Raw genomic sequence first — 26,360 nt, forward strand, 5'->3', positions numbered from 1 at the left:
CATGGAGAGAAGTCTATCAATGGAACTTGTACGCGTCACGGAGGCAGCAGCGCTTGCCTCTGCGCGTTGGATGGGAAAAGGATTGAAGAACGAAGCGGATGATGCGGCAACAAGCGCTATGCGTGACGTCTTCGATACGATTCCGATGAAAGGAACCGTCGTCATCGGGGAAGGCGAGATGGATGAAGCACCGATGCTTTACATTGGAGAAAAGCTAGGAAATGGGTATGGACCACGACTCGACGTCGCCGTCGATCCGCTTGAAGGAACGAACATCGTCGCAAAAGGAACATGGGGCGCACTTGCTGTCCTCGCGGTCGCGGATGCAGGAGATTTACTCCATGCACCGGACATGTACATGGATAAGATCGCGGTTGGTCCGGAAGCGGCAGGACACATCAGTCTGGATGCGACGATCGAAGAAAACATCGCAGCAGTCGCGAAAGCGAAGAACAAAGAAATCGAAGACGTCGTCGTCTCGATCCTGGATCGTGAACGTCACGAAGAAATCATTCAACGGATTCGGGCAACAGGGGCACGGATTCGCTTGATTGGTGACGGTGACGTTGCTGGTGCGATTAATACGGCGTTCCCGCATACAGGGATTGATATCTTGCTCGGTTCAGGTGGTGCACCGGAAGGCGTTCTTGCTGCCGTTGCTTTGAAATGTCTCGGTGGTGAACTCCAAGGACGCTTGTTACCGGCAGACGATGCTGAGATCGAGCGTTGTAAGAAGATGGGTATCGAAGATCCGTCGAAGATCCTCATGATGGACGATCTCGTAGCAGGAGACGACTGTATCTTTGCTGCGACAGGCGTCACGGACAGCGAATTGATGAAAGGTGTCCAGTTCACGGCGCAAGGCGGTCAGACACACTCTGTCGTCATGCGTGCGAAATCAGGAACGGTTCGTTTTGTCGAGGGGATTCACTCGTTCAAGAAGAAACCGAAGCTTGTCATTAAGTAAAACAGGACGACTCCTCAAACAGGACGTCTGAATCCACACAAAAAGAGTTGGCGTTGCGGATGATCTCCGGAATGCCAACTCTTTTTTGATGTGTTTCTAGGAATCAAGACGTTCGTCCTCAACTCCTACAGGAAAAGGAAACGTGCTAACGTTTCCGTCAGGGTAAGGGAAGACCCGGCATTTCGCATAAGCTGCGAGATGTCGCGGCTTACCTCCCGCCTGAGGAAAGTGAGGATATGAACGTTGAGTGATAAATGAATCGTTATTTGACGATTACCGCGGACGCTGGACTTCTCCTGCTTGTCGGGTGACGTACCGACGCGGTAGAAAACGCGTCGAAAAGATATACCAGGCATTCCCGAAGCCAGGAACGATGAACGTTTTCCCCTTCATATAGCCGCGGTAGGCGATGCGCGCAACCGTCGGAGCATCCATGACACCAGGTCGCAAGAACAAGCGTGACTGTTCAAGATTTGCTGCCGATTCGAAACCGGTATGTGTCGCACCTGGGCAGACAACGCTGACTTGAATCCCGTCTTCTGCGAGCTCTTCTGTCAAGCCTTCCGAGAAATGAAGGACATAGGCTTTCGTCGCGTAATAGACACTCAGCCATGGTCCGCCTTCAAATGCAGCCGTTGACGCGAGATGGACGATACGTCCTTTGATTCCGCGTGCCTTCATACGTGAGGCATAGACCTTCGTCACATGCGTCAATGCCTCGATGTTTAAAGCAATCATTCGAGACTCGTCTTCAAACGAGGTCTCAAGGAAGGAACCGAAAACGCCGATTCCAGCATTGTTGATGACGCAGTCGACCGGAATGTGTTCCGTTGCCCGAAACAGTGCCAGACGATGCGTCCGCTTCGTTAAGTCATACGGAAAGACGGTTGCCGTTCCCCCGAGTCGCTCGACATGGAACTTCGTTTCGAAGAGTGCTGTCGCATCGCGTCCGACGAGCAGGACGTGATCCCCTTGTCGTGCATGCAGATAAGCGAATTCACGACCAAGACCTCTTGAAGCACCTGTGATTAAGACATGCATCCTATTTCCTCCTTATGAATGAGATGAAAAAAAGCGATCGAGCCAATGCTCAACCGCTTTGAGATGATGAATTATAGGTAAGATCCTGCGCCGACAAGGCGTGAACCCCAGTACCCTGATTTGAAGCTTGAGTATTTAACGCCACCTGTTTCTGAGTTGACCATGCTTGACTTGCTTGTTGCGATCCCAACGTGCTGAATGCCGCTACCGTGTGAGAAGAAGACAAGATCTCCTGGTTGTACTTTTGAAACACTGACTTTCTTAGAAGAAGAATATTGTGAAGAAGACGTACGTGGCAATGTTTTACCAGCCGCTTTCTTGTACACGTAGCTTGTGAAACCAGAGCAGTCGAATCCACGAGTCGTCGTTCCGCCCCATACATAAGGTGTACCTTTATGTTTTGCTGCTTCGCTCAGGATTTTCGTCCGTTTAGAAGAAGAGCTCGTTGATTTTTTAGCGCTAGAAGATGATTTGTATGTCTTTGTGTACTGTGAGTAGACATAGCGTGTTTTACCGCCGTATGAGATTTTTGTCCAGCTGCCTGATTTGCCTTTGTATGTAAAGACTTGACCAGCGTTGACTTTCCCGACGATGCTTGCTTTCGTAGAAGGTGCTGTCCGAACACGAAGACCGTTGTCCGTGATCTTGACTTTCGTGACTGTCGCTGCTTCAACTTTACCTGTACCCACTGATGTAAAACCTGAAACCACTAAGGCTGCCGTCGCGATCGATGCTAGAAAACGTTTCATGTTAAGAATTCCTCCGTTTAAATGTAGTGTGTTGCGTCCGTAAGTTATATGATGAAATCATTAAGTGTGTGATTAAGCAGTCTACCTTACAACTGTGTAAGAATTTTGTCTGCAGGAATATCTTAGCACGAGCACACTTGAAAACGTTTTTTCAGTTAGAAGACAAAACAGATGCTTTTGTAACATAACTGAAATAATATCCTTGAATATTACAAAGTAAGAAACGCAGAGGATTGTTGACGACGAATTAAAAAAAATATGATACCTTTAGTTCACGAATAAAATTACATACCTCCTGATGTATGTATGGAAGTATGCTGAATGCAGTTGAATTTATAAAGAATAGGTGAAGAACATGCCAACAACTGATAAAAAAGATAAACCAGAACGCTCCTATACACTGGCTCAATTGAGCCAACTGACATTAAAAGAACTCTATGAAATCGCAAAGACGAAGAATGTCCCACAATACCGGGAAGCCCGTAAACGCGAGTTGATGTTCAAGATTTTAAAAGCACAGGCTGAATCGACTGGTCTTTATTTCCTCGAAGGGGTACTCGAAGTCATCCCTGGCAATCCACAAATGCAAAACGATGGTGGCTTTGGCTTCCTTCGTCCTATCAATTATTCCCAATCCTCTGAAGATATTTATATCGCAGCATCTCAAATCCGACGCTTTAATCTACGTAATGGTGATGTCGTCACAGGTAAAGTCCGTCCGCCGAAGGAAAACGAACGGTTCCAAGGATTACTTAGCGTGGAAGCCGTCAACGGTGAAGCACCGGATACAGCCCGTAACCGTCTATTCTTCCCGGCACTGACACCGATCTATCCGGATCGTCTAATGCGACTTGAGACAGAACCACGCCATCTATCCGTTCGTGTCATGGATATGATCGCACCGGTTGGGTTTGGTCAACGTGGTTTGATCGTCGCACCACCAAAAGCAGGGAAGACATCACTCCTCAAAGAAATCGCAAATTCGATTCAGGAGAATCATCCGGATGTCGAACTGATCATTCTCTTGATTGATGAGCGACCTGAGGAAGTAACAGATATTGAGCGCTCGGTTCCGGGAGCAGACGTTGTCAGCTCGACGTTTGACGAAACACCAGACAACCACGTCCGGATTTCTGAGCTTGTCCTCGAGCGGGCGATGCGACTCGTCGAACACAAGAAGGATGTCGTCATCTTGATGGATTCGATCACACGTCTAACACGGGCCTATAACTTAACGGTACCGCAAAGCGGTCGGACGCTCTCAGGGGGGATCGACCCGGCTGCGTTCCATAAGCCAAAACGATTCTTTGGGGCAGCGCGAAACATCGAACACGGTGGTAGTTTGACGATTCTTGCGACAGCTCTCGTTGAGACAGGATCGCGCATGGATGACGTCATCTATGAGGAATTCAAAGGGACGGGCAACATGGAGTTGCATCTTGATCGTAAGCTGTCAGAGCGTCGGATCTTCCCAGCGATCGACATTCGGAAGTCCGGTACACGGAAGGAAGAACTGTTGCTTCCGAAAGAGCAACTCGATGCGCTTTGGACGATTCGCCGGACGATGAATGAGTCGAACGAGTTCGTCGATACGTTCCTGCGTAAGATTCGCGATACGAAAAATAATGAAGAATTTTTCGTTGAACTCGAGAAAGAAAAGAAGAAGACGGTCCGACGCGCACCGGCTAAACCGCGTACCGTCAAGAAGGAAACGACGACGGAAAAATAACTATTGCGACGCGTAAAAAAATCGTTTAGTATAGGAAGGTAACTTACTCTGGCTCAGCAAATGAACCAGGGCGGAAGGAGAGAAATCAACCATGAAACAAGGAATTCACCCTAACTACAACAAAGTAGTATTTATGGATTCAACGACTGAGTACAAATTCTTAAGCGGTTCTACTCGTTCTTCGAACGAAACGATCACTTGGGAAGATGGTAACGAGTACCCACTCATCCGTGTGGATGTGTCTTCAGACTCGCACCCATTCTACACAGGTCGTCAAAAGTTCAATGCGGCAGATGGTCGTGTCGATCGCTTCAACAAAAAATACGGCCGCAAGTAATCACTTGTTGGTTCTTAAAAAAACAGCCTGCCTCCATTATGGAAGCAGGCTGTTTTTGTATAGACTGAATTGTGAACGATACGCGAGATACGTCTTCAAGACGAAGGAGAAGGCGATTCCACCGGCAATCCCGATTAAATACGGCATGACTTCCGGATGTGCCAAGATATAGTCCATGACTTTGTGGAACGAGAGATGACGACCGACGAAGTAGCCGGCGCCTAAGAACACGCTGATCCAAATCAACGCACCTGTATACGCATAACTCGCAAACACGCGAAACGGCATTTTCGAGACACCTGCAAAAAAGGCGGAGAGTTGGCGGAGACCAGGTATGTAGTAACCGATGATCAAGACCGATTTCCCGTAACGACGAAATCCGGCTTCAGCGGAAAGAATATGTTTTTCTGAGATACGCATTTTCGGTCCGACGCGGTGTAATAGTGGCATACCGAGTTTTAATCCGAGTAAATAGCTGATCGTCATCCCGATACAACTGCCGGCGTAAGCGGCGAGAATCGTACCGACGAGTGGTAGATTGCCTTGATGCATCCAAAAACCGGACAGGACGAGCAGGGTCTCATCAGGAACCGGCAATCCCACGATACCACCTGCGAGAAGGACGGAGAGACCAAGGGCACCATATTGGTGCAGGATGTCATGTAAGAGATGATGAATCGGGGACACCTTCTTTCGTGAGAGTCTTCTTCTTCAGTGTACAGGAAATAGGGGACGGTTGGAATGAAAGGACAAAAATTCTAGGTAAAGAAAAAATGAATTTTGATTTCCGGAAGTCAACCCTTTTTCTCGATACCGTTTCGGGCTATACTCGTTAAAGTGACTATTTTTAGAGGACGGTGTCGGACGATGATGCATGTAATAAATCAGTACGGCTGGATCGAAGTAATTTGTGGCAGTATGTTTTCCGGGAAATCGGAAGAGTTGATTCGTCGTGTCAGACGGGCGCAGTACGGCAAACTGCCCGTTCAAGTATTCAAGCCGGCAATCGACGACCGGTACCATGAAGAGCATGTCGTCTCTCATATCGGCAACTCCGTCGTGGCGATTCCGATGGCGACGAGTCGTGATCTCTACGCAGCAGTAGCGGAGGAAACACAAATCGTTGGAATCGATGAAGTTCAATTCTTTGATGATGAGATCGTACAAGTCATCGAAGCACTCGCACAAGACGGAAAACGTGTCATTTGTGCGGGTCTTGATCAAGATTTCCGGGCAGAGCCATTCGGCAAGATGCCGGAATTACTGGCGCGCGCAGAATTCGTGACGAAGCTGCAAGCCATCTGTCTTTCATGTGGTGATCCGGCTTCCCGAACACAACGGTTGATTGATGGAAAACCAGCGAACTACGATGATCCGATCATTCTAGTCGGCGCTTCAGAATCGTATGAGCCACGGTGCCGCCATTGCCATGAGGTGCCTGGAAAACCGAAGCCGCTCCAATCGGTGCAGCACCAAGAAAATTAAAAAAGACGAACCGGTCGCGGTCGTCCTTTGATGTAACAGCTATTCGCTTCTAAGTGAATAGCTGTTTTTTTATTATCCCGTTTCCTGTGAGAACCGGCTTGAGCGTTCGATAAAACGGATCGTCTCACGAACGATCAAATCCTGATCATGATCGAGGGTCGCGACGTGGTACGAGTTCAGTAAACAGTAGCTTCGTTTATCATTCGTTCCGATGTGCTGATGCAGATAATCCGAGCTCGACGGCGGAACGACGTGATCGGTCGCCGAGTAGAGAATTAATGTCGGCAGAAGGATCGATCCGAGGCGTCCTTTCGTCTCATCCATCAGACGGACGAGTTCGAACGCACAACGACTTGGAACGAGGTCATAGATGATTTCGAAAGCAGACCGTTTGATGTCCGGTGCGCCTTCTGGTAAATACTCTGGACCGTCCTCGAACGAAAGTGCTTCATAGGATGGAACGGAGAGTGCGGCATTGATCGTAATGATGCCGGCGAACGGAATGCCGTCAGCGGCGAGTGACAGTGCAAGCGTCGCACCCATCGATTGACCGATGACGAAGACTTGATCGCATGTTTCTTGTAAACGTTCATAGCCGTCTTTCAGGCTTTGCTTCCAACATCGAGCAGTCGATTGTTCAAACTCGCGGACGTTCGTTCCATGTCCACGTAAGCGCGGGGCATAGACGGTAAAACCTTCAGCAGCGAATGCTTCACCGACGTCGCGGACACTTTGCGGAGTGGCATTAAAACCATGACAGATTAGAATGCCGATCGATCCCCCTTGAAAATAAAACGCTTCAGCACCAGTCAATACAGGATAGTTCATCATTACTATTTTTCCTCCATTCATGAAAAAAACTCGTCGACGTCACTGCTTGGACGCCCACGAGTTTTTCACCGTATCATCCAAAGCCGCGCTTTGCTGGTCGGAGCACCTTACAGATTGCAGGTTGCCGTGAAGTCATAGAGCCAGGTCTCTCGTTCACTCTTGATAAATATCATATTGGAATTGTCGGAATAATCATTGAAACGATGGTAGCACGACCAAAAATGACTTGTCAAATCTTTCTTGACGAATCATGATCCGTTGAGTAAGCTAACTCATAACTTGTTCATCCATCGATATGCGACAAATGGATTATTTTTGCAAAGTTGGTTGACTTTTAAAGTTTCGACCCGTAATGTAAAAATTAGTTTTACGACATAAGCAACAACGCAACAACACACATACGAATTTCATACCGCAATACTTATCCAGAGAGGTGGAGGGACTGGCCCTACGAAACCTCGGCAACAGACTCATTATGAGCACTGTGCCAATTCCATCAGACAGATGTCTGAGAGATGAGTGGAGTGGATTCTGCCACTGTGCGGATCCAGGTCTCTTCTTGTTTCTCAAGAAGGGACCTTTTTTGTTGAATGAAGGGGGAAAACGGAATGATCGCATTTCATCAAGTCAAAAAAACGTACGTCACGAAAGATCAGACGATCGCAGCGCTCGACGGTGTCGACCTGACGATCGAAAAAGGCGAAATCTTTGGTGTCATCGGCTTTAGCGGTGCCGGAAAAAGTTCACTGCTCCGCTGTGTCAATCTATTAGAACGACCGACGTCAGGAACGGTGACGGTCGATGGAGAAGATTTAACGCAACTGTCTCCAAAAAAATTGCGCCATGCAAAACAACGGATCGGGATGATTTTTCAGCACTTCAATCTATTGAATGCGAACACGGTCTTTACGAATGTCGCGAAACCACTCGTTCTCGCAGGCGTCAAGAAAGACGAAATTCGCCGCCGGGTGACGGAGTTACTCGAATTCGTCGATCTCGCTGACAAGGCGGATCATTATCCGGATCAATTGTCGGGTGGGCAGAAACAGCGCGTTGGTATCGCCCGGGCACTCGCGACGCAACCTTCCGTCCTCTTATGTGACGAAGCGACGTCAGCACTCGATCCCCAAACGACCCATCATATTCTCCAGTTATTAAAACGTATCAATGCGGAGTACGGGATCACGATTCTCTTGATCACCCACGAGATGGGCGTCATTCGTGAAATTTGTGACCGGGTCGCCGTCATCGAAGCTGGAAAGTTGATCGAGTCAGGAACGGTCTTCGACGTCTTTTCGAATCCAAAGACCGAGACAGCGAAAAACTTCGTTCGCTCCGTCATGCACGACGAGATTCCAGCATCGATTCGCCAGTTGATCGAGTCCCGGAATGCGAATCCGATCTATAAGATTCATTTCCTCGGACATCACACCGGGCAGCCGCTCTTGTCACAAGTCGCGAAACGCTTTGACGTCGATGTCAACATCTTGCACGGTAGCATCACGGAGTTGCAGGAGACACCGTTTGGCACTCTGCTCGTTGAACTGATCGGTGAGCCGGCTGAAGTAAAACGAGCGTTACACTACATCGATCAGGCACAGGTGACGGTCGAGGAGGTACTTGCCCATGCTAGTTAACTACAGTGATATCTGGACAGCATTTTTACAGACGATGACGATGGTATCCGTTTCGCTCTTATTCTCGACATTGATCGGTTTACCACTCGGGATCCTGCTTGTAGTCACGCGAAAAGGCGCATTGCTTGAAAATGTCCCGCTGTTCACGTTCTTCAACAGTATCGTCAATATTTTCCGCTCGATTCCGTTCATCATCTTACTCGTCGCGATCATCCCGTTGACACGGTTGATCGTCCAGACGTCGATCGGAACCGAAGCCGCAATCGTCCCGCTCGTCTTTTACGCTGCACCGTACATGGCGCGTCTGATCGAGAGTTCTTTACTCGAAGTCGATAAAGGCGTTCTTGAAGCAGCAGAAGCGATGGGCGCAACACCGTTTCAAACGATTTTCCGCTTCCTCCTACCGGAAGCACTCGGTTCACTCATCCTGAACTTAACGATCGCGACGGTCGGCTTGATCGGGGCGTCAGCGATGGCAGGTGCGATTGGAGGCGGTGGTCTCGGTGACTTAGCGATCACCTATGGTTATCAACGATTCGACACGAAAGTCATGATCATCACGGTCGGGATTCTCGTCATCTTAGTCCAAGGCTTACAGACGACAGGCAACATCGTCGCACGAAAAATTAGAAGACATTAATCAAGGGAGCGATTCAGCCATGAAAAAAGCAGTAGCAATTGGAGCAACACTCACGACGATTTTATTTGCCGGGTGCGCAGCATCAGGAGAAGACGAAAAGACGATCAAGCTCGGTGTCAGCGGTTCAGACACACAAGTTTGGGATTATGTCGCGAAAAAAGCAGAGAAGGAAGGCATCAAAATCGAGCTCGTCAAGTTCTCCGATTATGTCCAGCCGAACATGGCACTGGCTGAGGGTGAGATCGACGCCAATGCTTTCCAGACGATTTCCTACTTCAACGCTTTCAAGAAAGAACATAACTTGAAGCTATCGCCGATTGCGACGACTGTCATCGCACCGATGGGGATCTACTCGGATAAATACAAGGACGTCAAAGACATTCCAAATGGCGGAAAAATCGCTGTTCCAAACGAAGCGACGAACATGGGACGTGCCCTCTTGTTACTGCAAGAAGCAGGTCTGATCAAGCTACCGGACGACTTCGATGGCAACGGTTCGGTCGATAAGATCGTCGAGAATCCGAAAAAGCTGAAAATCGTTCCGATCATCGCCGGGCAAACGCCACGCGTCTTACCGGACGTCGCGGCATCAATCATCAACAATGGCATTGCCGTTGACGCTGGCTTCAACCCGATCAAGGACTCGATCGTCCATGAGAACGAGACAGCACAACCATACATCAACATCATCGCGACACGGACGGAAGACAAGAACAAAAAAGAACTGAAAAAAATCGCATCGCTGTATCAACAAAAAGATGTCGCGGCCTTCATCAAAAAAGAATATAAAGGCAGTACGATCCCGACGTTCGTTCCACTGAGCGATATCGGCGAATAATTTCAAAAGGAGAGTGGATAGTATGACGACACCAGTACGCACGACATGGGTAGAGACGATTGAACAGGACATCGAACAAAAACGGGAATCGTATCTTGAGACAAGTCATCGGATTCATGCAACGCCGGAAATCGGGAACGAGGAATTCTTTGCTTCGCGGCTCCATGCGGAGCGTCTAACAGCGGAAGGTTTTACAGTAGAACTCGGCGTCGCGGGGCACGATACCGCGTTCTTCGCGAAGAAATCGAGCGACCGACCAGGCGCAACGATTGCCTTTCTTGCTGAATACGATGCGTTGCCGGGTATTGGTCACGCGTGCGGTCATAATATCATCGGCACGACGAGCGTCGCAGCGGCGATCGCGCTCAGTAAAGTACTCGATGAAGTCGGCGGGAGTGTCGTCGTGCTTGGAACGCCGGCCGAGGAAGGTGGACCGAACGGTAGTGCGAAAGGCAGTTTCGTCAAACATCAGTTGCTGGAAGGGATCGATGCAGCCTTGATGGTCCATCCGTCGGGTCAAACACGGATCACGGGTTCTTCCCTTGCGGTCGATCCGCTCGACTTTGCCTTTACGGGTCGTCCGGCACACGCAGCGGCGTCACCGGAAGAAGGCATCAACGCCCTCGACGCTGTCATTCAACTCTTCAATGGAATCAATGCGTTACGTCAGCAGTTACCAGACGATGTCCGGATCCACGGGATCATCACGCATGGAGGCGATGCGCCGAACATCATCCCGGAATACGCAAAAGCACGTTTCTTCATCCGGGCAACGACACGGGAACGATTAAATGCCGTCACGGAAAAAGTCAAAGCCGTCGCCCAAGGCGCGGCACTCGCGACTGGGGCGACGCTCGATGTCATCGCCTTCCAAAATGAAGTCGATAACCTCGTCTTCAACCGGACGTTCGACCGTCTGTTCCAAGAAGAAGCAGAGGCGCTTGGTGAAAAGGTCTACTTAGATGAACGACCGGGTCTTGGTTCGACGGATGCCGGTAACATCAGTCAAGTCATTCCGACGATCCATCCGTATATCAAGATTGGTCCGGACGATCTCGTCGCGCATACGGAAGCATTCAAAGAAGCGGCTCGTTCAGAAGCTGGAGATGAAGCATTGATCACGGGGGCGAAAATCCTCGCTCGGACAGCGCTTCGCGTCCTCGCTGATGAACGGACGCGCGGGGCGATCGCTCAAGAATTCCACGATCGGAAGAACGGATATTTATAAGCGGAAAACGACGACTGGATGCACTGCTATCAAGTGCTCCGGTCGTTTTTGAGATGCGGTTGATCACGAATTGGTGATGGGTGACAGAACTGGAGCGAAATCAAAAAAGAGACAAGACAGAAGCATTTGCGCTTTGTTTTCTTGAAAAAGATATGCTAGGCTAAAATTGTATAACTCAATAATCCAGTTCTTCGGGGTAGGGTGAAAATCCCAACCGGCGGTGATGCGATCGATTGATCGACGAGCCCGCGACCTGTGATGTACGCATCATGGCTGACTTGGTGAGATTCCAGGGCCGACGGTAAAGTCCGGATGGGAGAAGAACGAAACGACACGATTCAAGCCGTTTTCTGAAAAAATGTTTTCAGGAGATGGTCTCTTTCTGCATGAAAAAATGCAGGAAGCGAACCGTGTATTTCGTGAACCCTTCTATACAGACGCCCCTTTTTCAAGGGGCGTCTTTTTTCATTTGAAAGGAGTGAACGCGATGTCACAGATGATGAGTTATGCCATGCAATTAGCACAAATGTTACACGGACAAACAAGTCCGAATCCAAGTGTCGGCTGTGTCATCGTCAAACAAGGACGCATCATCGGCTTCGGTGCGCACCGGTTTGCCGGTGGTCCGCACGCAGAAGTCGAAGCCTTACGGATGGCAGGGGAAGCCGCCCGTGGTGCCGATCTTTACGTGACGCTCGAGCCATGCAATCATCACGGCAAGACGCCACCATGCACGGAAGCGATTCTACAAGCGGGAATCAAACGAGTCTTCGTCGCAACGGAAGACAAACATGCAATCGTCGCTGGTTCCGGAATCAAACGTCTACAGGACGCGGGAGTCGAAGTCGAGGTCGGCTTGTTACGGCATGAGGCAGAAGCCCTCTACACGGAATTCTGGAAGACGATCGAACGAAAACGCCCGACCGTGACCGTCAAGATCGCTCAGACGATGAACGGGATCGCGGCGACAGGTGAACAGCGCTGGATCACGTCAGAAGAAGCACGCGCGAACGGTCGTGCCCTGCGTGGACGCCACGATGCAATCCTCGTCGGCAGTGAGACGGTCCTCGTCGATGATCCGGCACTGACGTTACGCGCATCGTCAGGCATCGAGCCGATTCGGGTAATCGTCGATCGTCGTGGTCGGGTTCCGGAGACAGCACAAGTCTTCCGCGATGGTAAAAATCCGACCTACTGGCTGACGAGTGTTCCACGGGTTAGTCATGATCAAGTGACGGTCCTCGTTGGTGAGTATGAGACGCCGGAAGCGATTTTGAAACGCTTATACGAACAAGATATCCGTAGTGTTTTGATCGAAGGTGGACCGACGATTCAAGCCGCTTTCCTTGAGGCAGATCTTGTTGACCGAATCGAAGTCTACCAAGCCCCATCGATTTTTGAAGGCGATGCGTGGAATAGTCAACACGATATCGAAGATCGTTTTCAAATCGACCAGGTTGAGACGGTCGGACCGGATCTCCATCTGACGTACATCCGAAAGGAGGAGACGACATGTTCACCGGATTGATTGAAGAAGTCGGAACCTTAAAACGAAAGATACCGCGACCAAACGGGTTAGCGCTTGAAATTGAGGCGCACCAGGTACTCGAAGGAACGAAGATCGGTGATAGCATCGCCGTCGACGGGATTTGTTTGACGGTCACGTCGATGAGTCCGACTAGTTTCACAGCAGATGCCGTCCATGACACGATCCGGTCAACAGCCCTCGGCACGTACCGCGTCGGAAGCCCATTGCAACTCGAACGGGCGATGCCGGCAGATGGTCGCTTCGGCGGTCATTTCGTCAGTGGACATATCGACGGAACAGCGCGGCTGATCAGTCGGCGACCGGATGGAGAAGCGATGGTCTATACGTTTGATGTCGGATCGTGGCAAAAGTATTGTATTCCGAAAGGCTCGATCGCAATCAACGGTACGAGCCTGACGTTGCAACGCGTCACGCCGGAAACGATCTCGATTTCATTGATTCCGCACTCACGTCAAGTGACGACGTTTGATCGATTGGCAAGCGGCGCAGTCGTCAATATCGAGTGTGACATGATGGCAAAACATCTCTATCATTTCACGCAGCATGAGAAGCAGACGGACTGGGCAGCATTCTTAGGAGGCGACATGTAATGAACGGATTCGACTTGATTGAAGACGCGATAGAAGATTTGAAGAACGGACGACCGATCATCGTCTGCGATGACGAGGATCGTGAGAATGAGGGCGATCTCGTCATGCTCGCAGAACATGCGACACCGGAAAACATCAACTTCATGATCACATACGGAAAAGGACTCGTCTGTGTACCAGTCAGTCCGCGGATCGCACAGCGACTCGAACTTGCTCCGATGACAGCGAATAATACAGATCCACATGGAACGGCATTTACGCTCAGCATCGATCATGAAGAGGCAAAGACCGGCATCAGTGCTGAGGAACGGTCGCTAACGATTCAGCGGATGCTGACGGATGGACCGGAACGTTTCAAACGACCGGGTCACATCTTCCCATTGATCGCAAAAGAGGGCGGTGTCCGGGAGCGACGTGGACATACGGAAGCGGGTGTCGATCTTGCCCGTCTTGCCGGTAGCGATGAGATCGCCGTCATCTGTGAAATCATTAAGGAAGACGGCACGATGGCACGGGTCGATGATCTACTTCTCTATAAGGAAGAACATGATTTAAAACTGATTACGATCGAAGCACTCGTCGCGTATCTTGAGCGACCGTTGAAGCGGGAGGCGGAAGTGTTGCTTCCGACGACGTTCGGAGCCTTTCGGATGATTGGCTATACGACACAAGATAAGAAAGAACATGTCGCTGTCTTATCCGGTGAAGCGCACGACGGAATGCTCGTCCGTCTACACTCGGAATGCCTGACAGGGGACGTCTTCGGTTCGAAGCGTTGCGATTGTGGACCGCAACTCGATGCGGCACTCGAGCGGATTGAACAAGAAGGGGGAGCCGTCTTGTATTTACGTCAGGAAGGACGCGGCATCGGTCTGATGGCGAAGTTAAAAGCGTATGAGTTACAGGAACAAGGACTCGATACGGTCGAAGCGAACCATGCACTCGGTTATCCGACGGACATGCGTGATTATACGGTCGCAGCGAACATGTTGCGCGATCTCGGCGTGACGAAGATCCGCTTGATGACGAACAATCCGGACAAACAACGGGTGCTCGAACAAGAAGGCATCGAAGTCATCGAACGCGTGCCCCATCAAGTACCGGCTGAACCTGAAAATCAACGTTATCTGAAAACAAAACAAACGAAACTCGGGCACTGGCTCGACATCCAAGGAGGACACACATCATGATCTACGAAGGTTTCTTAACAGGAGAAGGACTACGCGTCGCAATCGTCGCTGCACGTTTTAACGAATTGATCACTTCAAAACTCGTCGGAGGAGCAAACGACGCTTTCCGTCGTCACGGTGTCGCAGCGGATGCTGTCGATACGGCGTGGGTTCCAGGAGCATTCGAAATTCCACTCGTCGCGGAAAAGTTAGCGAAAAGCGGCAAGTATGACGCAGTCATCACGCTTGGCGCCGTCATCCGTGGAGCGACGTCACACTATGATTACGTCTGTAACGAAGTCGCGAAAGGTGTCGCGAGTGCGTCGCGCGACACAGGCGTACCGATCATCTTCGGTGTCCTGACGACGGATTCAATCGAGCAAGCAGTCGAACGTGCCGGTACGAAAGCTGGGAACAAAGGCTATGAAGCTGCGGTTTCTGCGATTGAGATGGCGAATCTTTTACGGACGATCTAACAAATCAGAAACGGGGCTGACTCAAAAGTCAGTCTCTACAAAGATAAGGGTGGCAGAATGATGATCTGCCATCCTTATCTCGTAACAAAAAGAATGACGCGTCACACGCCACTCCTACAGGAACAAGCGCATTTATGCGCTGTCAGAGATAAACAAGACCCGCTTTCCTGCTTGAATGAAGCAGGAAAACTGGCTTGTGTCTCGCCTGAGGAAAGGGCGTGAAAAGACGCGTCATTCTTTTTTTGAGTCAGCCTCGTTTTTTTGCGGGAATCTCACGAACACTGAACCAAATTTCAAAAAAAGAATTGTAGATTTGAAATTTGAGGATTCAATTTTAAGTAGAACGGTAATGGTCTACTAAAGAAAGTTTGAAACATTTTCCAATGTTTTTCGTAAATCAGGGTAACGCGTATAAAGGAGGAAATGAATATGAAGAAAACAAGGTGGGTAGCAGCCGGGATTGTCGCAGCATCCATTGGACTTGCCGGATGCCAAGATGGACAGACGGATTCAGGTAGTGGTAGCGGATCGGGTTCGACGAAGTCGGGGGAACTCTCGAACACAGAGCTATTAAAGAAAGCGACAGCCGCTCAAGAGGACATCAAATCGTTCCATATGGAAGGAACGGTCAGCTCTAAAGCAGGTGAGATGGCGATGGATCAGAAAGTTTCAGCTGACATCATTCAAAAGCCGCTCGCGATGAAGCAGACGATGACGATGAAAAATCCTGAAGACGGGAAAGACGTGACGATTGAGAGTTATATCGTTGACGATAAAATGTATCTCTCACAAAACGGACAATGGATCGTTCAAGATGTTTCGGAATTAGGCGAAATGGTTGAAGCGATGGAATCATCGGCATCAACGGAACAAAACCTACAGCTCCTAAAGAAATACAAAGATAATTGGACAGCGAAAAAAGAGGGCGACGTCTATCAGATCGACGTTAAGTTAAGTGGTGACGATCTGAAAGCCTTCATGAAGGATTCACTCGAACAGACAGGACAGATGGCGCAGATGAAAGACGCGATGGATAGCATCGATTATAAAAAGATGAACTACAAAATGACATATGACGCGAAGACGTTCTATCCGAAGTCTCTCGACATGGACATGGTGTTTGCGATTGAAAAAGAGACCGAATTCAATATGAAGAATGAGTCGACGTTCTCGAAATTCAATGAGATCGACGAGATCACATTACCGGCGGAAGCAAAAGACGCACAACCGCTCACAGGTGCAGGACAATAAGTAATAAAAAACAAGCCCCTCTCTTCTAATCTGAAGACGAGGGGCTTGTCGTTTAGACTTGGAACTGGCGTAAGACCTCTTTTAGTGCCTCTGCCTGCTGTTGACTGACGGAAGTCTGGTCATGGACATCCCGGAACGCTTGGACGGAATGATTGATTTGTTCTGACATCGATTGTGTGCCTTGTGCCCCATCATTGACGGTGACGGCAACATCGTGGATGACACCGAGCATGTTTGCTGTCAGTTCCTGGAGTTGACCGGCTTGAGCGGCGAAGTGTTCCGCTGCATCGCCGAATAATTGTGCATCATTTCGATACTGAACGGAGGCGTCTTCGAATAAATCATAGTCCTTGACGACCTTCGTATCGATGAAGGAGAGCATCTCACCGGAAGCGGAATTCAAATGTTCAACGGACTCGATGACAGAAATCGAGACATCTTGGATTTGTTCGACGGTATCCCGGCTACTTTCAGCAAGTTTACGAATCTCATCGGCGACGACGGCAAAGCCGCGACCGACTTCACCAGCGCGTGCTGCTTCAATCGAAGCGTTAAGGGACAATAGATTCGTTTGCGCCGCGATCGAGAGGATTGCGTCCGATAAGACGGAAATCTCCTTGACCGCCTTCGCGCGAGCCATCGCGTCCTCGAGTTTACTTTTCGTTTCAGCGAGAATGTGATTCGCGGTCTGTTTCGCTTCGGTTGCGACGACTTGAAGCGATTCGGCCCGTTCGCCGACTTCTTGTGCTCGTTTTCCGTTCGCTTCCGCACTAGAGACGATATCATGAATCGTCGCTTCCATATCGACGGCAGACGAGTTCATCTCTTCGGCAGAAGCAGCTGTCTCCTGCATCCCGGCTGATAAGTTTTCAATCGTATGGGAAGTCGACGCCATATCCTGATCGAGTTCGCTGATTCGACCGGAGACGTGACGCGAAGTCGATACGACGTGGGTTGCTGTATCATCGACCTGGACGATGATCGTTCGTAAGTGAGCGATGAATTGATTCATCGACTGGGCGATTTGTCCAATCTCGTCATCACGCGCGACGTCGAGTTGTGCTGTCAAGTCGCCACCTTGTGTTGCCAGTTCATACGTTTTTGCCTGCAGTTGACGGAGTGGACCGAAGATTGAGTGTAAAATCAAGACGGTGAAGATGACACCGAGTAATCCGACGACACCGATGATCGTGAAGAGAAGGATGTGAGCTGTATTGGCAGAACTTGTGATGGCATCACCATTTATTTTCGCTTGTTGATTATTGTATTTCACGATTTTCGTTAATTGATCAGAAACGGCGAAGTATGAATCACGACTCTCACCTTCATAATAGGTGACCGCTTCTTTTTGAGTTTCTGGTGTACTGAGGGCGAGAAGGCGATCAGTCGTCTCATTGAAAGTTTGCCATTTTTTCGTGAGATCATTGAACAGTGCGCGATCGCTTTCTAAATAAATCGTTTTCTCGTATTTCGCGAGATTCGCATCAACGGTCGCTAAACCGTCTTTGACACGCTTATCATAACCAGCTTTAATTTCTGGATCATTTTCTTGGATGTGTAATAATTCGACACGTCGCAAATCTGATAGAGCGGTATTCGTTTCATGGGATAAGTTCAGACCAGGAATCCAGGAGGACGTGATGGTCTGACTCTGTTTGTCGACGTGGTCGAGTGAGAATCCGCCGTACAGTCCGACGCCGATCAAGCTAAGCAAAAGGATGGAGGACAATAAGATAAGCTTCGTTTTAATCTTCATATGATTCGCTCCTTTTTTTGCAAGATGAACTATTTATTTTCTTGATTATACCTTCACAAGTAAAAAATTTACTTATTATCAAAAAAATTAAAACGCAGAATAGTTTCATGAAAAAATAGTTTGACAATTATCAGTAAATTCTGAAAAAATGGTAAGGAACTACATATTTCATAAAGGGAGGTAAGACGAATGGGAAATTCATTTAGTGACTGGGTTAGTGCGGTGTCCGATATCGTATGGGGACCACCGTTACTCATTCTGTTGGTCGGTACGGGGATTTACTTGACAATTCGCTTAGGATTCATTCAAATTACCAAACTGCCGTATGCGCTGAAGCTCGCGTTTTCAAAGCATCAGGACGATAAGTCAGAAGGCGACATCAGTCACTTTCAATCATTGATGACGGCACTGGCTGCGACCGTCGGTACAGGGAATATCGTCGGTGTCGCAACCGCCGTCGTTCTCGGGGGACCAGGCGCGATCGTCTGGATGTGGTTGTCCGGTCTGTTCGGGATGGCGACGAAGTACGCGGAAGCGATTCTTGCCGTCAAATATCGTGTCGTCGATGAAAAAGGACAGATGGCAGGAGGACCGATGTATTACCTTGAACGTGGACTGAAGCAAAAATGGCTCGGTGTACTATTTGCCGCATTCGCTTCGATCGCTGCGTTTGGGATTGGAAACGGGGTCCAGACGAACTCGGTCGCCCTCGCGATGAAATCGACGTTCGATGTGCCACTTTACGTGACGGGGATCGCGTTAATGGTATTGACGGGTGTCGTCATTCTTGGTGGGGTCAAGTCAATCGGGAAAGTCGTCAGTCTGTTCGTTCCGTTCATGATTTTCTTCTATGTCGGAAGTGGCTTGCTGATTCTCATCATGAACTATGATCTGATTCCAGGTGCGATCTCGACGATCTTCAGTAGTACGTTCTCAAGCGAAGCCATCACAGGAGGGGCAATCGGAGCGGCAATTCGTTATGGTGTTGCGCGTGGTGTCTTCTCGAACGAAGCAGGACTCGGTTCAGCACCGATCGCAGCTGCTGCTGCGAAGACAGACTTCCCGGGGCGTCAAGCACTCGTCTCGATGACGCAAGTCTTCCTCGATACATTGGTTGTCTGTTCGATTACGGGACTGACGCTCGTCATGGGAGGACAGCTCGATACGGACTTGCAAGGCGTTGAACTGACGACAGCGAGCTTTGAGGCCTTCCTTGGACCAACAGGAAAATACATCGTTACGATTGGACTCGTCATGTTCGCGTACTCGACCGTTCTTGGCTGGTCGTACTACGGTGAAAAATCGATTTATTATCTATTTGGTCAAAAATCAATCCTACCGTACCGCATCCTGTTCGTCTTAGTCGCTGGAGCCGGCGCGATGACGACGAACTTGAACATGGTCTGGGCGATTTCCGATGTCTTCAACGGATTGATGGCGATTCCGAACTTAATCGGTTTGATTGGATTGTCCGGCGTTGTCATTGCCGAGACACGACTGTTCCGCGAACAGTTGAAACGAGAAGAAGCAAATCGGAAGGTTTCATAAAGAATGCGAAAATAAAAGACTCGGAAGGAACTAGTGTTTAAGAATCATTTTTGAAAACGAATGATTCTGCCATCCTCGCTTTCCACAGGCGGGAGGTAAGCCGCGACGATCCGCATTTCATGCGGTTCGCCGGGTCTTTCCTTTCCCTGACGAAAGCGTGTACCATGTTTTCTTTTCCTGTAGGAGTCGAGGGATAGGCATTCACATTCTATATCTATTCAACAAAAGAGAAGATTGGCTTCTAGGATATGCTAGAAACCAATCTTCTCTTTTTCGCGTGTGCTTCGTCTTATTCAATCACTTCTTACGATAGAGCATCAGTGATTCATAAGGACGCAACGTCAAAGTGCGTCCCTCTGTCTGCATCTGCTGATAGTTGTGAAGCAACACTGTATAATCCGATCCGTCACGAGGTAACGTGAACGTCGTCTCTGTTCCGTAGAAGTTCGAAACGACAAGCAACTCTTCCTCGCTTGTGGCACGTTCGTACGCCCAGAGTGACGAATCGTCTGGTGTCAACAGACGGTATGAACCGTCCGTCAGCACGTCATACTGTTTGCGGAGCTGAATCAACTGTTTGTAATGATGATAGACCGAGTTTGGGTCTGCGACAGCCGACTCGACATTGATTTGCTCATACGTCGGTGAGACTGGTATCCACGGCTCGCTTGTACTGAAGCCGCCGTTACTTGCATCCGACCACGGCATCGGCGTCCGCGCATTGTCACGCGACTTTTGACGAATCGCAGCGAGAATCGCTTCTTCCGATATACCGTTGTCCCGAGCTTCCTGATAGGCGTTCAACGTCTCGACATCGCGGTAGTCGGACAAATCCGTGAAGTCCGGATTCGGCATGCCGATCTCTTCTCCTTGATAGATGTACGGTGTACCTTGTAGACCATGAAGCGTCGTCGCGAGCATCTTCGCACTTTCGACACGATACGTGACGTCGTCACCGAACCGGCTGACGACGCGTGGCTGGTCATGGTTGCACCAAAAGATTGCGTTCCAGGCTTGTCCGTTCATGCCGGATTGCCAGTCGGAGAAAATCTGTTTCAGTTGCGTGAAATCAAATGGTGCTGCCGTCCATTTTTCACCGTTCGGATAATCGACTTTCAAATGATGAAAGTTGAACGTCATCTTCAGTTCTTGTTCATCAAGTGATGAATAACGAAGGCAGTGTTCAAGTGACGTCGACGACATCTCACCGACGGTCAAGAGATCGTGTCCGGCAAAGACTTCTGCGTTCATCTCTTGCAAGTAGTCATGGACGTTCGGTCCGTCCGTATAATACGAACGACCGTCTCCTGCTGGATCGTTTGGAAGACCTGGCGTCTTTGAGATCAAATTGATGACATCGAGTCGGAAGCCGCTGACCCCTTTATCCCGCCAGAAGCGCATCATGTTGTAAACATCTTCCCGTAAACGTGGATTTTCCCAGTTCAGATCCGCTTGTGTCTTGTCGAACAGGTGCAAGTAATACTTGCCAGCTACCTCATCAAATGACCAAGCGGGACCGCCGAATTTCGATACCCAGTCGTTCGGTGTCTCGCGCCAGATAAAATAGTCGTGATACGGGCTGTCCGGGTGACGTCCTTCTTCGAACCAAGAGTGCGACGTCGAGCAATGGTTGACGACGATATCCATCATGACAGACAGACCGCGTTGTTTTGCTTCTGCAAGTAACGTCTCGAAATCGTCCATTGTTCCGTAGGATGGATCAATCGCGTAATAATCACTGACATCATAGCCATTGTCGTTCTGAGGTGAAGCATAGACCGGCGTCAACCAAAGGTAATCGACACCAAGATCCGCCAGATAATCGAGTTTGGCAGTGACGCCACGTAACGTACCGGTCGCTTTGCCCTCCGGACTATAAAAACTCTTCGGATAGATTTGATAAACGGCGGATTTGCGCCAATCGGTTGTCGTGATCATGAGATACACACCTTTCTAGAATTACGCTGCTTTTTTCAGGGCAGCTTTTTTTGCGCGTTTCGTTGAGACATAGTGGAACAGGAACGTACAGGCGACAGGAACGATGATCGCGATCACCATGCCGACGATGAATGACAGAATCGAGCCTGGTACGATCGAAATGAAAGCAGGTAATCCGCCAACACCGATCGCAGGAGCAAGAACGCCACTGACGGCGATGAAAGCTGACGCGATCGCTGAACCGACGAGTGCCGCGTAAAACGGATATTTGAATCGGAGATTGACCCCGAACATCGCTGGTTCCGTGATCCCGAAGTAGGCGGATAAAGCGGACGTTGATGCCATGTTTTTATCGTTAACGTTTTTCGCGAGGAAAAGCATCGCGAGTGTTGCTGAACCTTGGGCGATGTTCGAAATCGCGATCATCGGCCAGATGAACGTCGTTCCGCTTTGTCCGATCAACTGTAGATCAACGGCGATGAACATGTGGTGCATGCCGGTAATAACGAGCGGCGCATAGAGTGCGCCGAAGAGTAAGGCACCAAGTAACGGAACAGCTTCGAACGTATTGACGACACCGATTGTAATCCAGTCACCGACTTGACGCGTGACCGGTCCGATGACGGCAAGGGCGAGGAAGCCCGTCAATGTGATCGTCGTAATCGGTACGACGAGTAATTGAATCGCATTCGGTACCCGTTTTTTGAGCCAACGTTCAATCGTACTGAGAACATAAGCAGCGGCGAGTACAGGGAGGATTTGTCCCTGATAACCGACTTTTTCAATTTCAAAGAGACCGAGAATGTTGAATGTCGGGATTTCACCTTTTAGAGCACTTTGTCCGTAGTTCCAAGCGTTTAAGAGATCTGGGTGAACAAGCATCAGACCCATGACGATCCCGAGAATCTCACTTCCACCGAAGCGTTTCGTCGCTGACCAACCGACGAGTGCCGGGAGGAAGACGAAGGCCGTGTTTGCCATCATATTGATAAGATCCCAAAGTCCTTGTAAGTTCGGATAACGATCGATCATCGTCTTGCCACCGAACTCGATACCGAATAGATTATTGATTCCCATTAAGAGACCAGCAACGATGATCGCCGGGATGATAGGCATGAAGACATCAGAAAAGACTTTGATCAACTTTTGGAACGGATTCATCTTGGCAGCGCCAGACGATTTAACATCTGCGATCGTCGTTGCCTGTAAACCGGTTAATTGAATGAATTCTGCATAGACCCGGTCGACGTCTCCGGCACCAATGACGATTTGATAGACACCCGCGTTCAAGAACGCGCCTTTGACGAGCGGAACTTCAAGTAAGGCTTCTTGATCGACAAGCTCTTGGTTCTTAAGCGTTAAACGAAGGCGGGTGACACAGTGAGCTGCCTGCTCAACGTTCTCCTTACCTCCGATGTTCTCAATGATTTGCTCTGCAATCTGACGATAGTTTGGTTTCATCTCGATGCTCCTTTTTGGAAGTGACATACTTGACCACTTTTGAAATGAAAACGTTTTCTTATCTGCGCACACTTATCTTAACTTATCTATATAAGTTGGTCAAGAACTTATATAGATAAGTTAAGAAGAATAAAAAAGAGAGAATCCGTCATCTACGGATTCCCTCATCTAGGTAGCGTATATTCAACGTAGCGTATATTCAACGACGGGCAATATCAGTGAACTGAAACTTATCGAGCCGGTGACGCGATTCCGTCCGTTCGAAATGTTGTCCTTCATAGAAATACGTATCGTTCGTGACAACGATGACATGCGTCATATCGTGAAGGTCGAGTCGTTCTTGGTCTTCCATTGTCGCAGGGCGAGCTTCGATTTTTCGTTTTGCGTAGCTGATCTGCCGACCAAGTGTCTCTTCGATGTACTGATAGATCGAACCTTGAGCGATGTCAGTAGTGAGTCCGGGTACGAGTGCTGTCACGAAATGATTGATGTCACGGATGACACGTTCACCATCGATTTGGCGAATGCGCTCGATGCGCGTCACGTTCGTTCCTTGTGCCACATGTAATAACGAAGCGAGCTCAGCAGAGGCGGAGAGGACTTCGCAAGACACTACATCCGTCTCGACGGCATGTCGCCCCATCCGGCGATGTGCTTCCGAGAAGCTGACGATCCCATTGAATTGGAATTCGATCGCTTCTTGCGACAGGACGAAGACACCTTTCCCCTGGTGTTTACGGACGAAGCCTTTTTCTTGCAGGGCATCGATCGCTTTTCGGACCGTTCCGCGGCTCGCCTCGAATTCGTGCATCAATTCCGTCTCAGAAGGTAATTTCGTTTCAGCCGGGAGCGTTCCTTCCTGAATCCGCTGTGCGAGCTCGTGATAGATGTTTAAATACTTCGGCATATGATCCGTCCTTTACACTCAAATAATGCCTTTAGTGTAGCACGGAACGATTACAGGCATCAAAATAGCTCCACCTATGATCCGGACATGACCGGAAAATAGATAGAGCGTAGAAGTGTGAATGTCAGTCAACGAAGAGACGTCGAAAACGTCGTTCCTTTTTTGAGGACATCTTGTTTTTCATCGAGAACATCACTCGTCAAGAGTTCAATCGAGTCAACCGGCTGTTCCAAGATGAAGCCGAAGTTACCACTCCGTGACTCGGACGGGGCGTAAGTTTTCGCAAGCGACTCCAAATAGACGTCGTCCTCGAGCGTCTTTTCTGTCGCAGCATCGAGTTTGAAGTGGGCGACAGGATTGAACGTGACCGGTTCATTACTTGTGTTCTTGATCGTGACCCGTGTCTTGATCAAATCAAAGGATTCATCGTGCGTAAAGCCATGGAAGAAATCAATCATGCCATAGCTTGGACGAGCATGGAATACTTTGATCTCTTCGATCGTCATCTCGATCGGACCAATCTTCCGTGTTTCGTTCACTCGTTTGAATTGTTTAAGCGTCAGGTCGCCCTTATCATCCGTGACGGTCTGATCGATTTTTGTCAAATCGCGATCGTCTGGAATTTGTGGGTTTGGAACGTAGGCGCTTGTTTTTTCAAGCGATACCGGCTGCTCCTGTTTCGCAGACGCTGGTTCTTTTGGTGTGTCTTGTGATGCTGAAGTGCCACAACCAGCGAGCACCGTCCCGAGCATCAAAGTAGCAAGTATCTGTCTCATGAACATTCTCCTTATTTCTTCGATTTCAAGAGATCGAAGATGATTTTCGCGTGATCCGTGTTGTCGACTTGTCCCGCGAAACGTTCTTTAGCAGGACCGAACGCATAGACCGGTACGTCTTCACCTGTATGTCCACCTGTCGTCCAGCCTGTATGCGAGCGTTCGTTGAAGATTTCTTCAATCGCATTATCGATCTCGAGTAATTTCTTCGATTCAGCAGCGCGGGAGACGCTATCGATTTCTTTGTCCGTCAAGGCGAGTTTGTCCTGATCGATATACGTCGTCAACGTCTTGCGGACGTCCGCACCATCGACGATTTTTTGCGCCATGAAGTCAGGTGTTTTCTTTGCCGCTTTGATCGGTTCAGCGAACCAGTTATAGATGCCATCTGCACCGATTGAATATCCACCCGTTGAGTGGTCAGCTGTCGCGACGACGAGTGTATGTTTATCCTTCTTTGCAAATGCGATCGCGGCTTTGAATGCCCGCTCGAAGTCTTCCATCTCACTCATGGCACCGACGATATCATTGTCATGACCGGCCCAGTCGACTTGGCTACCTTCGACCATCAGGAAGAATCCTTTTTTATTCGAGTCGAGTCGCTTAATGGCAGAGTTCGTCATTTGTTCAAGCGATGGGACCGAGTTTTCGCGGTCAATCCGTTTTGGTAATCCACCATCTGCGAACAGACCGAGGACTTGTTTGTTTTTATCACCTTGCAATTGATCCAGATCCGTGACGTAACTGTAACCGTCTTTTTTGAATGCTTTCGTCAAATCAACATCCGGACGGACGAAGTTCGACTTACCGCCACCGAGCATGACGTCAATTTTATGCTTCCCATTGACGCGTTCCTTGAAGTAATCGTCTGCGATCGCGTTCATGTTCTTTCGGCTCTCATCATGAGCACCGAACGAAGCAGGTGTCGCATGCGTGATTTCCGATGTTGCAACGAGTCCTGTTGACTTACCACGTTCTTTCGCTGCTTCAAGGACGGTCTTGACTTCCGATTTATCGTTATCGACAGCAATCGCTGCATTATACGTCTTGACGCCGGATGACATCGCTGTTGCTGCGGAAGCGGAATCGGTGACGTTTTCCTTCGGATCTTCCGGATAAGTCATCTGTTGACCAACGAGGTATTGGTCAAACGCTGTTTTTTCAGCAACCGGTGTCGATGGATCGTTCTTTAAGTAACGATGTGCTGATGTATAGGAGACACCCATCCCGTCGCCGATCAAGAAGATGACGTTCCGGATTTCCGGTGATTTGACCGGTTTCGTCTTTGCTTCTGCTTCAGGCATCGAGAGCATCGTACTAAGGGAAAGGGTTGATAAGGCAAAAATCGGAATGATACGTTTTAATTTCATAAGAGTTCCTCCTCGAAAGGTGCTGGGGTTTGATGATCGATACGACCTACAAACTCCACCTTACGGATAGAATGTGAAATCCATGTT

At 49.2% G+C, this 26,360-nt stretch carries 24 protein-coding genes and 3 riboswitches; of the genes, 14 read left to right on the forward strand and 10 right to left on the reverse strand.

The features are described from left to right. The first annotated feature begins 1 nt into the window (after position 1). Positions 2-967 (forward strand): class II fructose-bisphosphatase, encoded by a 966-nt coding sequence (glpX, locus tag KNQ18_RS00370; RefSeq protein WP_035410722.1) that lies wholly within the window; start codon positions 2-4, stop codon positions 965-967. A 273-nt stretch (positions 968-1,240) separates the two neighbouring features. Here the strand turns inward: glpX and KNQ18_RS00375 are convergent, their stop codons facing one another. Further along, complete coding sequence (locus KNQ18_RS00375) at positions 1,241-2,008, reverse strand: SDR family NAD(P)-dependent oxidoreductase (protein WP_133207851.1); 768 nt, start codon at positions 2,006-2,008, stop codon at positions 1,241-1,243. A gap of 71 nt (positions 2,009-2,079) precedes the next feature. Next, on the reverse strand, positions 2,080-2,757 hold the full coding sequence (locus KNQ18_RS00380; RefSeq protein WP_029342780.1) for a C40 family peptidase: 678 nt from the start codon (positions 2,755-2,757) through the stop codon (positions 2,080-2,082). Between the two features lie 355 nt (positions 2,758-3,112). Here KNQ18_RS00380 and rho point away from each other — a divergent pair, with 355 nt between their 5' ends. Together rho and KNQ18_RS00390 are read left to right on the forward strand one after the other, a co-directional pair. Further along, positions 3,113-4,486, forward strand: a complete 1,374-nt coding sequence (gene rho / locus KNQ18_RS00385) for a transcription termination factor Rho (protein ID WP_214771749.1) — start codon at positions 3,113-3,115, stop codon at positions 4,484-4,486. 91 nt (positions 4,487-4,577) lie between these two features. Continuing rightward, on the forward strand, positions 4,578-4,823 hold the full coding sequence (locus KNQ18_RS00390; RefSeq protein ID WP_023469546.1) for a type B 50S ribosomal protein L31: 246 nt from the start codon (positions 4,578-4,580) through the stop codon (positions 4,821-4,823). 36 nt (positions 4,824-4,859) lie between these two features. On the opposite strand, the gene KNQ18_RS00395 is transcribed toward KNQ18_RS00390, so the two are convergent. Next, on the reverse strand, positions 4,860-5,510 hold the full coding sequence (locus tag KNQ18_RS00395) for a DedA family protein (RefSeq protein WP_050676976.1): 651 nt from the start codon (positions 5,508-5,510) through the stop codon (positions 4,860-4,862). Between the two features lie 183 nt (positions 5,511-5,693). Between KNQ18_RS00395 and KNQ18_RS00400 the strand changes: the two genes are divergently transcribed. Then, on the forward strand, positions 5,694-6,308 hold the full coding sequence (locus tag KNQ18_RS00400) for a thymidine kinase (protein ID WP_029342777.1): 615 nt from the start codon (positions 5,694-5,696) through the stop codon (positions 6,306-6,308). Between the two features lie 72 nt (positions 6,309-6,380). Here KNQ18_RS00400 and KNQ18_RS00405 read toward each other — a convergent pair whose 3' ends face one another. Beyond that, positions 6,381-7,139 carry an alpha/beta hydrolase gene (locus KNQ18_RS00405; RefSeq protein WP_244290067.1) on the reverse strand — a complete coding sequence of 253 codons (759 nt, stop codon included), beginning with the start codon at positions 7,137-7,139 and terminating at the stop codon, positions 6,381-6,383. A 67-nt stretch (positions 7,140-7,206) separates the two neighbouring features. Beyond that, positions 7,207-7,308: riboswitch (SAM riboswitch) on the reverse strand. Between the two features lie 249 nt (positions 7,309-7,557). After that, a riboswitch (SAM riboswitch) is annotated at positions 7,558-7,661 on the forward strand. A gap of 86 nt (positions 7,662-7,747) precedes the next feature. Between KNQ18_RS00405 and KNQ18_RS00410 the strand changes: the two genes are divergently transcribed. The 9 genes from KNQ18_RS00410 (at position 7,748) to KNQ18_RS00450 (ending at position 16,517) form a co-directional block, all read left to right on the forward strand. Continuing rightward, positions 7,748-8,776, forward strand: coding sequence for a methionine ABC transporter ATP-binding protein (locus KNQ18_RS00410; protein ID WP_214771747.1), 1,029 nt, complete (start codon positions 7,748-7,750; stop codon positions 8,774-8,776). Next, on the forward strand, positions 8,766-9,416 hold the full coding sequence (locus tag KNQ18_RS00415) for a methionine ABC transporter permease (protein WP_023469541.1): 651 nt from the start codon (positions 8,766-8,768) through the stop codon (positions 9,414-9,416). The genes KNQ18_RS00410 and KNQ18_RS00415 overlap by 11 nt, the downstream gene beginning before the upstream one ends. Positions 9,417-9,435: 19 nt before the next feature. Then, positions 9,436-10,254, forward strand: coding sequence for a MetQ/NlpA family ABC transporter substrate-binding protein (locus tag KNQ18_RS00420; RefSeq protein ID WP_214771744.1), 819 nt, complete (start codon positions 9,436-9,438; stop codon positions 10,252-10,254). 22 nt (positions 10,255-10,276) lie between these two features. After that, the gene (locus KNQ18_RS00425; RefSeq protein ID WP_214771742.1) at positions 10,277-11,482 is read left to right on the forward strand and encodes a M20 family metallopeptidase; all 1,206 of its coding nucleotides are present in this window, start codon (positions 10,277-10,279) and stop codon (positions 11,480-11,482) included. Positions 11,483-11,665: 183 nt separating this feature from the next. Next, positions 11,666-11,810, forward strand: a riboswitch (FMN riboswitch). Between the two features lie 159 nt (positions 11,811-11,969). Continuing rightward, complete coding sequence (gene ribD, locus KNQ18_RS00430) at positions 11,970-13,010, forward strand: bifunctional diaminohydroxyphosphoribosylaminopyrimidine deaminase/5-amino-6-(5-phosphoribosylamino)uracil reductase RibD (protein ID WP_214771739.1); 1,041 nt, start codon at positions 11,970-11,972, stop codon at positions 13,008-13,010. Further along, entirely contained in the window at positions 12,995-13,621 is a 627-nt protein-coding gene (ribE, locus tag KNQ18_RS00435; protein ID WP_214771736.1) for a riboflavin synthase, read from the forward strand. Before ribD ends, ribE begins: the two co-directional genes overlap by 16 nt. After that, on the forward strand, positions 13,621-14,811 hold the full coding sequence (gene ribA, locus KNQ18_RS00440) for a GTP cyclohydrolase II (RefSeq protein ID WP_214724185.1): 1,191 nt from the start codon (positions 13,621-13,623) through the stop codon (positions 14,809-14,811). Before ribE ends, ribA begins: the two co-directional genes overlap by 1 nt. Further along, entirely contained in the window at positions 14,808-15,266 is a 459-nt protein-coding gene (ribH, locus tag KNQ18_RS00445; protein ID WP_035395821.1) for a 6,7-dimethyl-8-ribityllumazine synthase, read from the forward strand. The genes ribA and ribH overlap by 4 nt, the downstream gene beginning before the upstream one ends. Positions 15,267-15,695: 429 nt before the next feature. Continuing rightward, complete coding sequence (locus KNQ18_RS00450; RefSeq protein ID WP_064299228.1) at positions 15,696-16,517, forward strand: DUF6612 family protein; 822 nt, start codon at positions 15,696-15,698, stop codon at positions 16,515-16,517. Between the two features lie 52 nt (positions 16,518-16,569). Here the strand turns inward: KNQ18_RS00450 and KNQ18_RS00455 are convergent, their stop codons facing one another. Next, on the reverse strand, positions 16,570-18,273 hold the full coding sequence (locus tag KNQ18_RS00455) for a methyl-accepting chemotaxis protein (RefSeq protein ID WP_214771734.1): 1,704 nt from the start codon (positions 18,271-18,273) through the stop codon (positions 16,570-16,572). Positions 18,274-18,462: 189 nt separating this feature from the next. Between KNQ18_RS00455 and KNQ18_RS00460 the strand changes: the two genes are divergently transcribed. Next, complete coding sequence (locus tag KNQ18_RS00460; protein WP_215083570.1) at positions 18,463-19,821, forward strand: alanine/glycine:cation symporter family protein; 1,359 nt, start codon at positions 18,463-18,465, stop codon at positions 19,819-19,821. Between the two features lie 297 nt (positions 19,822-20,118). On the opposite strand, the gene treC is transcribed toward KNQ18_RS00460, so the two are convergent. From treC to KNQ18_RS00485, 5 genes are all read right to left on the reverse strand, one after another. After that, positions 20,119-21,759 carry an alpha,alpha-phosphotrehalase gene (gene treC / locus KNQ18_RS00465; RefSeq protein WP_215083572.1) on the reverse strand — a complete coding sequence of 547 codons (1,641 nt, stop codon included), beginning with the start codon at positions 21,757-21,759 and terminating at the stop codon, positions 20,119-20,121. A gap of 21 nt (positions 21,760-21,780) precedes the next feature. Then, positions 21,781-23,220: a PTS system trehalose-specific EIIBC component gene (gene treP, locus KNQ18_RS00470; protein WP_047394480.1), complete on the reverse strand. Its 1,440-nt coding sequence runs from the start codon at positions 23,218-23,220 to the stop codon at positions 21,781-21,783. Positions 23,221-23,419: 199 nt separating this feature from the next. Beyond that, complete coding sequence (treR, locus tag KNQ18_RS00475; protein WP_214771729.1) at positions 23,420-24,127, reverse strand: trehalose operon repressor; 708 nt, start codon at positions 24,125-24,127, stop codon at positions 23,420-23,422. Positions 24,128-24,255: 128 nt separating this feature from the next. Beyond that, on the reverse strand, positions 24,256-24,903 hold the full coding sequence (locus KNQ18_RS00480) for a DUF4352 domain-containing protein (protein ID WP_214771727.1): 648 nt from the start codon (positions 24,901-24,903) through the stop codon (positions 24,256-24,258). A gap of 11 nt (positions 24,904-24,914) precedes the next feature. Then, positions 24,915-26,273, reverse strand: coding sequence for an alkaline phosphatase (locus tag KNQ18_RS00485; RefSeq protein ID WP_058704141.1), 1,359 nt, complete (start codon positions 26,271-26,273; stop codon positions 24,915-24,917). Positions 26,274-26,360 lie beyond the last annotated feature (87 nt).

The organism is Exiguobacterium sp. s78 (assembly GCF_018618985.1).
Lineage (GTDB): Bacteria > Bacillota > Bacilli > Exiguobacteriales > Exiguobacteriaceae > Exiguobacterium_A > Exiguobacterium_A abrahamii.